This is a genomic window from Nonomuraea sp. NPDC003709 (assembly GCF_040610775.1).
GTDB lineage: Bacteria > Actinomycetota > Actinomycetes > Streptosporangiales > Streptosporangiaceae > Nonomuraea > Nonomuraea angiospora_A.
Genome location: NZ_JBEXMW010000026.1, coordinates 94,058 through 107,237, shown reverse-complemented (window position 1 = coordinate 107,237; position 13,180 = coordinate 94,058). Strand labels below are relative to the sequence as shown.

At 71.7% G+C, this 13,180-nt stretch carries 12 protein-coding genes; 10 read left to right on the top strand and 2 right to left on the bottom strand.

The window, feature by feature from the left end; all coding sequences use genetic code 11:
- Positions 1–34 precede the first annotated feature (34 nt).
- The 5 genes from ABZX61_RS52340 (at position 35) to ABZX61_RS52320 (ending at position 5,420) form a co-directional block, all read left to right on the top strand.
- The gene (locus ABZX61_RS52340; protein ID WP_350730182.1) at positions 35–721 is read left to right on the top strand and encodes an SDR family oxidoreductase; all 687 of its coding nucleotides are present in this window, start codon (positions 35–37) and stop codon (positions 719–721) included.
- Positions 722–747: 26 nt separating this feature from the next.
- Positions 748–1,917 carry an allantoate amidohydrolase gene (locus tag ABZX61_RS52335; RefSeq protein WP_355207181.1) on the top strand — a complete coding sequence of 390 codons (1,170 nt, stop codon included), beginning with the start codon at positions 748–750 and terminating at the stop codon, positions 1,915–1,917.
- Positions 1,908–3,230 carry a formimidoylglutamate deiminase gene (locus ABZX61_RS52330; RefSeq protein ID WP_355207178.1) on the top strand — a complete coding sequence of 441 codons (1,323 nt, stop codon included), beginning with the start codon at positions 1,908–1,910 and terminating at the stop codon, positions 3,228–3,230. Before ABZX61_RS52335 ends, ABZX61_RS52330 begins: the two co-directional genes overlap by 10 nt.
- Positions 3,227–4,372, top strand: coding sequence for an imidazolonepropionase (gene hutI, locus ABZX61_RS52325; RefSeq protein WP_355207176.1), 1,146 nt, complete (start codon positions 3,227–3,229; stop codon positions 4,370–4,372). The genes ABZX61_RS52330 and hutI overlap by 4 nt, the downstream gene beginning before the upstream one ends.
- Positions 4,373–4,478: 106 nt before the next feature.
- The gene (locus ABZX61_RS52320) at positions 4,479–5,420 is read left to right on the top strand and encodes a sigma-70 family RNA polymerase sigma factor (protein WP_350730189.1); all 942 of its coding nucleotides are present in this window, start codon (positions 4,479–4,481) and stop codon (positions 5,418–5,420) included.
- A gap of 324 nt (positions 5,421–5,744) precedes the next feature.
- On the opposite strand, the gene ABZX61_RS52315 is transcribed toward ABZX61_RS52320, so the two are convergent.
- Entirely contained in the window at positions 5,745–6,311 is a 567-nt protein-coding gene (locus ABZX61_RS52315) for a TetR/AcrR family transcriptional regulator (protein WP_350730190.1), read from the bottom strand.
- Positions 6,312–6,393: 82 nt separating this feature from the next.
- Between ABZX61_RS52315 and ABZX61_RS52310 the strand changes: the two genes are divergently transcribed.
- A complete protein-coding gene (locus tag ABZX61_RS52310) occupies positions 6,394–7,197 on the top strand; it encodes an alpha/beta hydrolase (protein ID WP_355207173.1) in 804 nt (267 codons plus the stop codon).
- A gap of 9 nt (positions 7,198–7,206) precedes the next feature.
- Positions 7,207–7,989: an MOSC domain-containing protein gene (locus ABZX61_RS52305; RefSeq protein ID WP_355207170.1), complete on the top strand. Its 783-nt coding sequence runs from the start codon at positions 7,207–7,209 to the stop codon at positions 7,987–7,989.
- On the opposite strand, the gene ABZX61_RS52300 is transcribed toward ABZX61_RS52305, so the two are convergent.
- Positions 7,970–8,899 (bottom strand): iron-siderophore ABC transporter substrate-binding protein, encoded by a 930-nt coding sequence (locus ABZX61_RS52300; protein ID WP_355207167.1) that lies wholly within the window; start codon positions 8,897–8,899, stop codon positions 7,970–7,972. The two genes, ABZX61_RS52305 and ABZX61_RS52300, sit on opposite strands and share 20 nt — an antisense overlap.
- 204 nt (positions 8,900–9,103) lie before the next feature.
- Between ABZX61_RS52300 and ABZX61_RS52295 the strand changes: the two genes are divergently transcribed.
- The 3 genes from ABZX61_RS52295 (at position 9,104) to ABZX61_RS52285 (ending at position 13,060) form a co-directional block, all read left to right on the top strand.
- Complete coding sequence (locus ABZX61_RS52295; RefSeq protein ID WP_350730198.1) at positions 9,104–10,414, top strand: ammonium transporter; 1,311 nt, start codon at positions 9,104–9,106, stop codon at positions 10,412–10,414.
- The gene (locus ABZX61_RS52290) at positions 10,411–10,749 is read left to right on the top strand and encodes a P-II family nitrogen regulator (protein WP_350730200.1); all 339 of its coding nucleotides are present in this window, start codon (positions 10,411–10,413) and stop codon (positions 10,747–10,749) included. Before ABZX61_RS52295 ends, ABZX61_RS52290 begins: the two co-directional genes overlap by 4 nt.
- A gap of 85 nt (positions 10,750–10,834) precedes the next feature.
- Positions 10,835–13,060 (top strand): [protein-PII] uridylyltransferase, encoded by a 2,226-nt coding sequence (locus tag ABZX61_RS52285; protein ID WP_350730202.1) that lies wholly within the window; start codon positions 10,835–10,837, stop codon positions 13,058–13,060.
- The last annotated feature ends 120 nt before the right edge of the window (positions 13,061–13,180 follow it).

Genomic DNA, 13,180 nt, shown 5'->3' with positions numbered 1-13,180 from the left:
TTGAGCATCCGTCAACATCAATAAACTGATCTCCATGAACGAACGACCGACTGCGCTGGTCACAGGCGCTTCGCGCGGGATCGGCGCGGCCGTGGCCGAGGCGCTGGGCCCCACGCACCACGTGATACTCAACGGCCGCGACGAGGAGTCGCTGGCCGCCGTGGCGGCCGGGCTGCCCGACGCGCGGGTCTGGCCGGCGGAGCTGACGGCGGTCACGGAGGCGGACGTCGCCGGGATCGAACGGCTCGACGTGCTCGTGCACTCCGCCGGGATCAACCGGATGGGCCGGATCGCCGACCTGCCCGCCGCCGCGTGGCGCGAGACGCTGGAGGTGAACGTCGTCGCGGTCGCCGAGCTGACCCGGCTGCTGCTGCCCGCCCTGCGCGGGGCCGGGGGACACGTGGTCTGCGTCAACTCGGGTTCGGGGCAGCGGGCCAACCCCGAGTGGGGCGCCTACGCGGCCAGCAAGTTCGCGCTGAAGGCGTTCGCCGACGCGCTGCGGCTGGAGGAGCCGCGGCTGAGGGTGACGACCGTCTACCCGGGCCGGACGGCCACCGACATGCAGCGCGAGCTGCGTAGCTACGAGGGCGGCGAGTTCGAGCCCGAGAAGTACCTGACGCCGCAGAGCGTGGCTCGGGCCGTGCTGGCCGCCGTCACCGCGGGCCCCGACGCCCACCTCACCGAGCTGACCCTCCGTCCCAGGGGAGGGCCTGTCAACTGAATGGATCCATTCACTACAGTGGGGCCATGCTTGAACCACTCGCGCACATAGGACGGGATCCGGCGACCGGGGGCTACGTCAGGGACGCCTGGTCGGCCGCTGACATGGAGCTACGCGAGTGGTTCGCGGGGGAGGCCGGGCGACGGGGGCTCGACCTGCGCGAAGACCGCAACGGCAACCTCTGGGCATGGTGGGGCGACCCTTCCGGCCGCCCCGGCGTGGTGACCGGGAGCCACCTCGACTCCGTACGGCAGGGCGGCGCGTACGACGGTCCGCTCGGGGTCGTGTCGGCCTTCGCCGCCCTGGACCTCCTGAGGGAGCGCGGGACCACACCGTCCAAGCCGGTCGGCGTGGCCTGCTTCACCGACGAGGAGGGCGCCAGGTTCGGGGTGCCGTGCATGGGGTCGAGGCTGCTCACGGGCGTGCTGTCGCCCGAGCGGGCCCTCGCGCTCACGGACGACTCCGGCGACACACTGGCCGACGTCATGACGAAGGCCGGGCGGGCGCCGTACGAGCTGGGGCGGGACGACGAGACGCTCGCGACGGTCGGCACGTTCGTGGAGCTCCACGTCGAGCAGGGGCAGGCGCTCGTCCACGAGGGGCGGCCGGTGGGCGTGGCCGCGGCGATCTGGCCGCACGGACGCTGGCGCTTCGACTTCCACGGCCGGGCCGACCACGCGGGCACCACCCGGCTGGCCGACCGGGACGACCCGATGCTGCCGTTCGCCCGCATGGTGCTGGCCGCCCGCGCGGCCGCGGCGCGCCGCGACGTGGTGGCCACGGTCGGCAAGGTACGCGTCTTGCCGGGCAACGCGAACGCCATCCCCGGCCTGGTCTCTGCCTGGCTCGACGCCCGCGGGGCGGACGAGGCCGCCGTGCGCGCCCTCGTCGCCGAGCTGACCGAGGAGGCGGGGGCCACGGTGCGGGAGGAGTCGTGGACGCCGGTCGTCGACTTCGACGTGCCGCTCAGGGACCGCCTGGCCAGGGTCGCGGGAGGCGACACGCCCGCGCCCGTCCTGCCCACGGGGGCGGGCCACGACGCGGGGATCCTGGCCTCGGCGGGTGTCCCGAGCGCGATGTTGTTCGTCAGGAACCCCACCGGCGTGTCCCATTCCCCCGACGAGCACGCCGAGCGGGCAGACTGCGAGGCGGGAGTCGTCGCGCTCGCGGACGTGCTGGAGGACCTGTGCCGCTGACCTACTGGTGCGAACAGGCCTGGCTCCCCGGCGGAGTCGCGGAGAGCGTGCTCATCGAGGTCGAGGGCGAACGGATCGCGAGCGTCGGCCAGGGCCCGCCCGGCACGGCCGAGCGCCTGCCGGGGATCACCGTTCCCGGCCTGGCCAACGCCCACTCCCACGCCTTCCACCGCGCGCTGCGCGGCACCGCCCAGGAGGGCAAGGGCGACTTCTGGACCTGGCGCGAGCGGATGTACGAGGTGGCGGGGGCGCTGGAGCCCGACTCCTACCTCCAGCTGGCCAGGGCCGTCTACGCCGAGATGGCGCTGGCCGGGGTGACCTGCGTGGGCGAGTTCCACTACCTGCACCACGGGCCGGACGGCCGCCCGTACGACGATGCCAACGAGATGGGCCACGCGCTGGTCCGCGCGGCCCGCGAGGCGGGCCTGCGCATCGCGCTGCTCGACACCTGCTACCTGACCGGCGGCATCGGCGCCCCGCTCACCGGCGCGCAGTTGCGCTTCACCGACGGCGACGCCGAGCGCTGGGCGGTCAGGGCCGACGACCTGGCGGCGGCCTACGAGGGGCAGCCCGACGTGGAGATCGGCGCGGCCATCCACTCCGTGCGCGCGGTGCCGCCGGAGCAGATGCCGGTCGTGGCCGAGTTCTCCCACCGGCACGCGGGCCCCCTGCACATGCACGTGTCCGAGCAGCCGGCCGAGAACGCCGCCTGCGTGGAGATGTACGCGGCGACGCCGGTCCAGGTGCTGCACGAGCGGGGCGCCCTGGGTCCGCGTTCGACCGCCGTGCACGCCACCCACCTGACCGACGTGGACATCGAGCTGATCGCCAAGTCCGGCACGCACATCTGCATGTGCCCCACCACCGAACGCGACCTCGCCGACGGCATCGGCCCGGCCAGGGCGGCGGCCGACCGGGGCGCGCAGATCACGCTCGGCTCCGACAGCCACGCCGTGATCGACCTGTTCGAGGAGGCGCGCGGGGTCGAGCTGGACGAGCGGCTGCGCAGCGGCAGGCGCGGCAACTGGAGCGCCGCCGACCTGCTCGCCGCCGCGACCGTCGCCGGTCACGCCTCCCTCGGTTTCCCCGACGCGGGGCTGCTGGTGCCCGGCGCGTGGGCCGACCTGGTGTCGGTACGGCTCGACTCCGTACGGACTGCGGGCGCGGGCGGGCCGGAGGCCGTCGTGTTCGCGGCCACGGCGGCGGACGTGCACTCGGTGGTCTCCGGCGGCCGCCGCGTCGTCACGGACGGGCGGCACCGGCTCGGCGACGTCGGATCCCTGCTGGCAGAGGCGATACGGAGGGTGAGATGAGCACGACGCTGATCGACGGGATCGGCTCGCTGTACACCGGCGACCCCGAGCGCGCGGAGATCCCCGAAGCGGCGCTGGTCGTGGCGGACGGCCTGGTCGCCTGGGCCGGGCCCGCCGCGGAGGCCCCCGACGCCGACGAGCGGGTGGACGTCGGGGGCCGCGCCGTCATCCCCGGCTTCGTGGACAGCCACGCCCACCTGATCTTCGCCGGTGACCGGACGGCCGAGTTCCAGGCCCGCATGTCCGGCGAGCCGTACACCGGGGGCGGCATCAGGACCACGGTCGCCGCCACCCGGCAGGCCGGCGACGCTGAGCTGGCCGCCCACGCGCGTGCCCTGGTGGACGAGATGCTGGCCCAGGGCACCACGACCGTCGAGATCAAGAGCGGGTACGGCCTGACCGTCGAGGACGAGCGGCGCTCGCTGGAGATCGCCGCCGGGCTGACCGGCGAGACCACGTTCCTGGGGGCGCACGTCGTGCCCGCCGGCATGGACGCCGACTCCTACGTGCGGCTGGTCGCCGGGGAGATGCTCGACGCGTGCGCCCCGCACGCCAGGTGGGTCGACGTGTTCTGCGAGCGCGGGGCCTTCGACGGCGACCAGACCCGCGAGATCCTGGGCGCCGGGCTCAAGGCGGGGCTGGGGGTGCGGGTGCACGCCAACCAGCTCGGGGAGGGCCCCGGCGTGCGCATCGCCTGCGAGCTGGGCGCCGCCTCGGCCGACCACTGCACCCATCTGACGCCGGCCGACGTGGACGCTCTGGCGTCGTCGGACACGGTGGCGACGCTGCTGCCGGGGGCGGAGTTCTCGACGCGGTCGCCGTACCCGGACGCCCGGCGGCTGATCGACGCAGGGGCGACCGTGGCGCTGGCGACCGACTGCAACCCGGGGTCGTCGTTCACGTCGTCGATGGCGTTCTGCGTGGCGCTGGCCGTACGCGAGATGCGGATGACGCCGCTGGAGGCGATCAGGGCGGCGACGTACGGCGGGGCGCGCGCGCTGCGCCGTACGGACGTAGGCTGGCTACGGCCCGGGGCCCGTGCGGACCTCGTCGTGCTCGATGCCCCCTCCTATGTACACCTTGCCTACCGGCCCGGCGTCCCCCTCGTTCACCAGGTGTTTCGCGGCGGTCTCCTCCTTTAGGAGGACATCCAGAACCATCCCAGCGACGTACTGCTTTAGGGAATCTTTGCGTCTGGCCGCACGTTGGCCGGATATAGAACGCAGCTGCGGAACGAGGTGCCAGGGGATGGCAAGGCCTACGGGGAGTCGCACGCAGGAGCAGCACGTCGCTGAGCGCGATCTGCTGGGGACATATCTGGCCGAAATCGGCCGGGTCCCGCTGCTCACGGCGGAGGAGGAGGTGGAGCTCGCCAAGCGGATCGAGGCGGGTCTCTTCGCCGAGCAGCTGCTCGACAGTGGGGGCTCGGAGCCGCGCATCGGGGACGCGGCCGACGAGGAGCTGGAGCGCCTGGCCATTTCCGGCCAGCGGGCGAAGGACGAGTTCATCCAGGCCAACCTGCGCCTGGTGGTGGCGGTGGCCCGGAAATATTCGGGGCGGGGGATGCCCCTGATCGACCTGGTGCAGGAGGGGAACCTGGGGCTGGTCAGGGCGGTGGAGAAGTTCGACTACCGGCGGGGGTACAAGTTCTCCACGTACGCGACGTGGTGGATCCGGCAGTCGGTGGGGCGTGCCATCCACGAGCAGGCCCGCCCGGTGCGCCTGCCCACGCACGCGGGGGAGCAGATGACGCGGCTGATGCGGGTCCGCCGCGACATGCTGGCGGAGTTCGACGCCGAGCCCACGGACGACGATCTCGCCGAGATCCTCGACCTGCCGATCGAGCGCGTACGCGAGCTGCGGCGCTGGGCCTCCGACCCGGTCTCGCTCCAGCTCGGGGTGGGCGACGAGGACGAGACGGAGCTCGGCGACATGATCGCCGACGAGACGTGGGCCGATCCCGAGCAGCAGGCCATCGACATCCTGGAGCGCGAGCGGCTGGACCAGTGGCTGACGGGGCTCGAGGGCGACACCAGCGAGATGCTGCGGTGGCGGTACGGGCTGGTGGACGGGCGCGAGCACACGCTCACGGAGGTCGGGGAACGCTACGGCATCGGCCGCGACCGCGCCCGCCGCATCGAACGCGACGCCCTGGCCCGCCTCCGCAAAATGGCCACCGCCGCCGCCTGACCGGCCCCACCCGGGGCCTGCGGGTTGCCCGGATTGCCCGCCGCGGTGGGCGCCGGGCCCCGCCGTACCACGCCCCGCCGACGCGGCGCCTGGGAATGGCGGGCGCGGGAGGGCGTGGTGGTGTGGCACGTCGGTCGTAACGACGCTTGGCGTCGCGGTGCTTGGCCGGGGATGCCGTCGTCGCGGGCGTCGACCCTGGTGCGTGGTGCGCCGGAGCGGTGCCGCCGCGCTTTGTTGCGCCGCGTCGGTGGGTCGGTGTGCGGTGGAGCCCGGCGCCTTCGACGGCGGGCGGCCCGCGTTGGGCGTTGGCCGAGGCGCTGGACTTCAGTGCTGGAGGATGCGGCGGAGGAACTCTTCGACGGCGGCCACCGCGGTGGTGTGGTCGCCGCCGCGGGCCACCATCAGGGCGCTCTCGTTGACGGCCGCCAGCAGCATGTGCGCGTGCAGGTCCAGGAACTCGGCCGGCACCGCCCCCGTGGCCCCCAGCGCCGCCTTCAGCATCCCGAACGAGTAGCGCTCCTCCATGGCCCGCCACCGTTCCCAGCCCATCACCGCGGGCGCGTCGATGAGGACGATGCGCTGGATGACCGGATCCCCGGCGAGTGAGATCCAGGCCAGCACGCCGGCGCGGAGGGCCGCCGCAGGGTCGGTGATGCCGCGGACGGCTGCCAGGATCTTGCCGCCGATGGCCGACTCAGTGGCCTCCAGCACCGCCTCGAAGAGGGCGTCCTTGCCGGCGTAGTGGTGGTACAGCGCCCCCCGGCTCAGCCCCGACTCCTGCAGCACCACCTCGATGGAGGTGTCGTCGTAGCCCCGGTCGGCGAACAGCCGCGTGGCGATCGCCAGGACCCTGTCGCGGGTGGCCGCGCCGCGTTCCGCCTTGAGGTTCATGGACCCACTGTAGACAAACCGACCGTCAGTCGGTAATTTCGTAGACCGACAGTCGGTTTGTAATCTGCCCGAGGAGGGTCCCATGGAGGGCATCAGCTACGTCGACGTGGGGGACGGGCCGGTCAGCCTGTTCGTGCACGGCGTCGGCACCAGCTCGTACCTGTGGCGCAACGTCATCGCCGCGTTCCGCGACGAGCGCCGCTGCGTGGCCATCGACCTGCCGCTGCACGGCGGCAGCGCCCCGCGCGACGATCTGTCCATCCCCGCGCTGGCCGAGGCCGTCGAGGAGCTGTGCGAAGGGCTCGGGCTCACCGAGGTGGATCTCGTCGCCAACGACACCGGCGGCGCCGTGGCCCAGGTCTTCGCCGTACGGCACCGCGAGCGCCTGCGTACGCTCACCCTCACCAACTGCGACGTCCACACCAACACCCCGCCCGAGGCGTTCAAACCGACGGTCGACCTGGCCGCCAGGGGCGAGCTGGCCCCGCTCACCGCGCTCGTCCTGGACCAGCCGGAGCTCCTGGCCCAGACCGCGTACGGCGAGGGCTACGAGCGGATCGACGATCCGGCGGCGCTGGTGGAGGCGTACCTGCGGCCGATCTTCGCCAAGCCCGATGGCGGACGTGCCTTCGAGCGCCTGCTGACCTCCATCGACGCCAAGGACATGATCGCCATCGAGCCGCAGCTCACCGTGCTGACCGTGCCGACGCTCCTGGTCTGGGGCACGGGAGACGTGTTCTTCGACGTGAGCTGGGCCCGGTGGCTGCGGGACACGATCCCGGGCGTCAAGGAGATCGTCGAGATCGAGGGCGGGCGGTTGTTCTTCCCCGACGATCGGGCGGATGAGCTGGTGCCGCATCTGAGGCGGTTCTGGGCGCAGCCGTAAGATCGCCCCATGTATCTGGAGGCCGTGCGGCGCTACCCCGTCAAGTCGATGCTGGGGGAGGAGCTGACCGAGAGCGAGGTGACCGAGCGCGGGCTGGCCGGGGACCGTGCGCGGGCGGTGCTCGACGTCGCCACCGGGAAGATCGCCAGCGCCAAGAACCCTCGCCTCTGGCGCGGCCTGCTCACGATCGAGGGCGCCGGGGTCCCCGGCGACGAGGAGCTGTCGACGCTGCTCGGGCGCGAGGTGCGGCTGATCGACGTGCCTCCGGAGGGCGCCGAGTTCGAGCGTTCGGCGCCGGAACGGGTGCTGGCCGAGGGCATCGAGGCGGAGGTCCCCCACACCGTCGGCACGCTCGGCGGCGCCTCGCCCGCCGGGACGTTCTTCGACTTCGCCCCGATCCACCTCATCACGACCTCCGCGGTCGCGCGGATCGGCGCGCTCGGCCCGCGTGGCACCGTCGAGGCCCTCCGCTACCGGCCCAATCTGGTGATCGGGACGGAGGCGGAGGGGTTCGTGGAGAACGACTGGGTGGGACGCGAGCTGCGCATCGGTGACGAGGTGGTGCTGGCGGTGATCGTGGCCAGCCCGCGCTGCGCGGTGCCGACGCTCGAACACGGGAGCCTCGGGCGCGATGCCGACGCGCTGCGCACGGTGGCCAGGCACAACCGGGTGCCCGTGTTCGACATGGGGCCGCAGCCCTGCGCGGGGGTGTACGCGCGAGTGGTGCGGCCCGGGAGGGTCAGGAAAGGCGACCGGGTACGCCTGACGCGGCCTACGACGCCAGCGGCGTGAGGTACTTGTCCAGGTCGTCCAGGATCTTGCCGGCCGCCGTGACGCCGATTCCGGTCATCCAGATCTCGTCGTCCACGTTGTGCGCGTTGTCCGACTTGACCGCGCCGAGGTTCTTCCACAGCGGCCCGCCGGTCACCGTGGTCTGCGACTTGACGGCCGCCTCCCCGTACGCGGTGTAGAAGATCGCGTCGGCGTCCGCCTGGGCGATGTTCTCCTGGCTCAGCTTGCCGAAGCGCTTGTCTGCCTGGTCGGCCAGCTTCTGCGCCTCGGGCCGCTGGATGCCCGCGTCGCCCACCACGATGCCGCTGAAGGACTCGGGCCCGTACATTCGGATCTCGGTGGGCATGAACCGCACGATGCTCACCTTCAGCTTCGAGAACTTCGCGCCCACCTCCTTGGCCCGCGTCTCATAACCCGACAGCAGCTGCTGGGCCTGGTCCTTCTTGCCCAGCGCCTCGGCGTCGAGCAGGAAGTTGTCCTTCCAGGTGATGCCCACCTTCTCGGTGAACACGGTCGGCGCGATCTTGCTGAGCTTGTCGTAGAAGGCCTCCTGCCGGAACTTGCTGCCCAGGATGAGGTCCGGCTTGAGCGCCATGATGGCCTCGATGCTGGGGGCCTGGGTGGTGCCGACCGCCTTGGTGGCCGACAGGGCCGAGCCGAGGTAGGCGGGCCACTTCTGGTTCTGGGACGCCTGCGCCGCGCCGACGGGCGCCAGGCCGAGCGAGACCATCGTGTCGAGCTTGTCCGTGTCGAGCACCACCACCCGCTTGGGGGTCATCGGCACCTTCGTCTCGCCCATGGCGTGCTTGACGGTCCGGGTCGGTCCCGCCTCCTGCGAGGACGTGGAAGTGCCGCAGGCGGCGAGGGCGAGGACGGGGAGCATGGCGGCGACGGCCAGGCGAAGACGCATTCGGCATTCCTTGATCGAAGGTTAGGCAAACCTAAGTATCTCACGCCTGATATTGCTGAGCCGAAATTGGAGGAGTGAGAACACCGAAACGCGTCCGAAACACCAGTGTGGCGAGATTCACGAATGTGAAACACGCCTGGTCGAGTCATGAAACCCCGGACGAACACGCTGTGGCCACACGTCACATGTAAGGAGGGTCGCGTCGTGAAGATCGATAGCGGCACCACAGCCTGGATGCTCGCGGCCACCGCGCTGGTGTTGCTGATGACTCCGGGTCTCGCTTTCTTCTACGGGGGCATGACCAGGGCCAAGAGTGTCCTGAACATGATGATGATGTCGTTCGGCGCCATCATCACGGTCACCATCGCCTGGGTGCTGTTCGGACACTCGCTGGCGTTCACCGACAACCCGAGCTCGGCGATCAACAACGTGGTCGGCGGCTTCGACGCACTCGGCCTGCAGAGCCTGGTGGACACGGCCACCAAGGACGACGGCACCGGCATGCCGAGCCTGGTCTTCTCCGCCTTCCAGCTGACCTTCGCCATCATCACCGTCGCGCTGATCAGCGGCGCGATCGCGGACCGGGCGAAGTTCGGGGCGTGGATCCTCTTCTCCATCCTCTGGGCGACGATCGTCTACTTCCCGATCGCCCACTGGGTGTGGGGCACCGGCTGGCTCAACACGATGGGCATCGAGGACTTCGCGGGCGGCACGGTCGTCCACATCAACGCGGGTGCCGCGGGCCTGGCCCTGTGTCTCGTGCTCGGCAAGCGCACCGGCTGGCGCAAGGAGCCGATGCGGCCGCACAACCTCCCGTTCGTGCTGCTCGGCGCGGGCCTGCTGTGGTTCGGCTGGTTCGGCTTCAACGCCGGCTCCGAGCTGGCCGTCGACGGCACGGCCGGCCTGGCGTTCATGAACACCCAGATCGCCACCGCGGTCGCCGCGGGCGCCTGGCTCGTCGTGGAGAAGATGCGCGACGGGCACGCCACCAGCCTCGGCGTCGCCTCCGGCGCGGTCGCCGGCCTGGTCGCCATCACTCCCGCCTGTGGTTTCGTGGACCCGTGGGCCGCGATGCTCATCGGCCTGCTCGCCGGTGTCCTCTGCGCCTACGCCGTCGGCCTGAAGTACAAGCTCGGCTTCGACGACTCCCTCGACGTGGTCGGCGTGCACCTGGTGGGTGGCGTCATCGGCGCCGTCTCGCTCGGCTTCCTGGCCGCGTACCCCTTCCTCGACCAGCAGAGCAAGGGTCTGTTCTACGGCGGCGGATTCGGCCAGCTGGGCCTGCAGGTGCTTGGCCCGGTCGCGGTCGGCGGCTACTCCTTCGTCATCACCTGGGTTCTCGGGAAGATCATCGACAAGACGATGGGCTTCCGGATCACCGTCGACGACGAGCGCACCGGCATCGACGTCACCGCGCACGCCGAGACGGGGTATGACCTCGGCACGGTCTACGCCTCCGGCGTGACCTCCCCCAACGGGCCCACCGCCCCGGCAGCTAAGAAGGTGGACGCATGAGGCTCATCACGGCGATCATCAAGCCCTTCAAGCTCGATGACGTGAAGGCCGCACTGGAGCAGTTCGGCATCAAGGGAATGACGGTCAGCGAGGCGAGCGGCTACGGCCGCCAGCGCGGCCACACCGAGGTCTACCGCGGCGCCGAGTACCAGGTCGACCTGGTGCCGAAGGTCCGCCTGGAGGTCCTCGCCGAAGAGGATGACACCGAGGACGTGATCGACGTCATCGTCAAGGCGGCGCACACCGGCAAGATCGGTGACGGCAAGGTCTGGTCCGTCCCGGTGGACACCATCGTCCGTGTTCGCACGGGAGAGCGGGGTCCTGAGGCCCTGTGACCCGGCGGGGCTCGGCCGAAACGACAGATCCACGGCGACGCCCGGACGACGGCGTCCGGGCTGAGCTCGGCAAGGGGGCACAGCATTGAGGGGAGAGGCCCGTTCGTACGCCGCGGCCCGCAAGGAGCGGACCGCGGACACCGACCGCTGGCTCAAGGATCTCTTCCGCACGGCGAGCGACGGCGACCACGTCTCATTGGTCGCCGTCGGGAGCCTCGGGAGGGGCGAACTGGCACCAGGCAGCGACCTCGACCTGGTCCTGCTGCACAACGGCCGGGCCGACGTGGCCAGGATCGCCGACCGGATCTGGTATCCGGTCTGGGACTCCGCGGTCAACCTCGACCACTCCGTGCGGACGGTCGAGGAAGCGGTGACCGTCGCCAGGAAAGACCTGAAGGCCGTGCTCGGCCTCATCCAGGCCCGGCACGTGGCCGGCGACGCCGAGCTGACCAAGAAGGCCAGGGAAGCGGTGCTGGCCGAGTGGCGGGCCGACTCCCGGCGCCGCCTCGGCGAGCTGCGTGACGCGGCCGACAAGCGGGCGCAGGTGAGCGGCGAGCTGGCCTTCCTGCTCGAACCCGACCTCAAGGACGGGCGCGGCGGCCTCCGCGACGTCCAGGCCATGCAGGCGGTGGCGGCCGCCTGGGTCGCATCGGCGCCCGGCCCCAGGGCGCGCGAGGCGTACGAGTTCATCCTCGACGTGCGGCACGCGCTGCACGTCGTCACCGCCCGCGGCACCGACCGGCTGGTGCTGCAGGAGCAGGACGCCGTGGCGGGGGTGCTCGGCCTGCTCGACGCCGAGGCGCTCATGCGCAGGCTCGCCGAGGCGGGCCGTACCATCTCCCACGCCTTCGACGGCACCTGGCGCACCGTTGACAGGCTCGTGTCAGGCCCCGCTCCCCGAGGCCGCCGCCCGCTGGCGGACGGCGTGGTCGAGCACGGCGGCGAGGTGGTGCTCGCCAGGGGGATCGACCCGCGCAAGGACCCCGTGCTGGTGCTGCGCGCCGCCGCCGCGGCGGCCGACTCCGGGCTGCCGCTCGCCCCCGCGACGGTGTCCGTGCTCGCAGCTCAGTCGCCTCCCATGCCGGTGCCCTGGCCGGAGGAGGCACGCGACTCGCTGGTGTCGATCCTCGGCGCGGGCCGCGCCGCCGTGCCCGTGTGGGAGGAGCTCGACCAGGCGGGCATCCTTGTCAAGTTGCTTCCTGACTGGGAACGCGTACGCCACCGTCCCCAGCGCAACCCGATCCACCGCTTCACGGTCGACCGGCACCTGATCGAGGCCGCCGCGAACGCCGCCAGCCACACGCGCGAGGTCTCCCGTCCCGACCTCCTGCTGATCGGCGCGCTCCTGCACGATGTCGGCAAGGGCTGGCCGGGGGACCACTCGGCGACCGGCGAGGTCGTGGTCCGCGACATCGCCACCCGCATCGGCCTGCCCGCGCAGGACGTCGACACCCTCGCCACGGTCGTACGCCACCACCTGCTGCTGCCCGAGACCGCCACCCGCAGGGACCTCGACGACCCCGTCACGATCGAGAAGGTCGCCGCCACCGTCGGCACCCGTGAGGTCCTCGACCTGCTGGCCGCGCTCGCGGTCGCCGACGGCAACGCGACCGGGCCGGCCGCCTGGAACAGCTGGAAGGCCGGGCTCGTCGCCGACCTCGTGCGCCGGGTCAGGTCCGTGCTGGCCGGCTCGCCGCCGCCCAAGCCGCCGACCCTGTCGGCCGATCAGACCGCGCTCGCCCGGCACGGCGGCGGTGCCGTCCGCGTCAACGGGGGAGCCGTCACGGTCGTCGCACCCGACCGGGTGGGGCTGCTCTGGAGCGCCGCCGGCGTGCTGTCCGCGCACCGGCTCATCGTGCGCTCCGCCTCGTCCGCCTCCGCGGGCTCCACCGCGGTGATCGAGTTCTCCGTCATCCCCGAGTACGGCTCCCCGCCCGACCCCGCGACGCTGGAGTCCGATCTCCGTCTCGTCCTTGCTGGCCGTCTTGACATCGAGCAGCGGCTGGCCCGCCGTGCGCGGGCCATGCGGCCGCCCCGGGTACCTGTGGCTCCACCTCGGGTGACACTGGTCGACGACGCCTCCGCGACCGCCACCGTGGTGGAAGTCAGGGCCCATGACAGGCCGGGGCTTCTGTGGCGTATCGGGCGGGCGTTCGGCGAGTGTGGTCTTGACGTGAGGGCCGCTCGCGTGGAGACTCTCGGCGCGGAGGCGGTGGACGTCTTCTATGTCGTGGATCGCGCCGGTCGCCCCCTCAGCGATGCCGCGCAGAGGGCACAAGTCCGCGATCAAGTCCTTGCCGCACTGCGATAACCAACAGCACACGACTACCGGTCACATGTGTAACGATTGTGTCCGAAATGCCCGGTAAGTCAGAACCTGCGGATACCTTGTGGACGGCTTGAAGGCCCGTCGGGGACGGGACGATTGAGG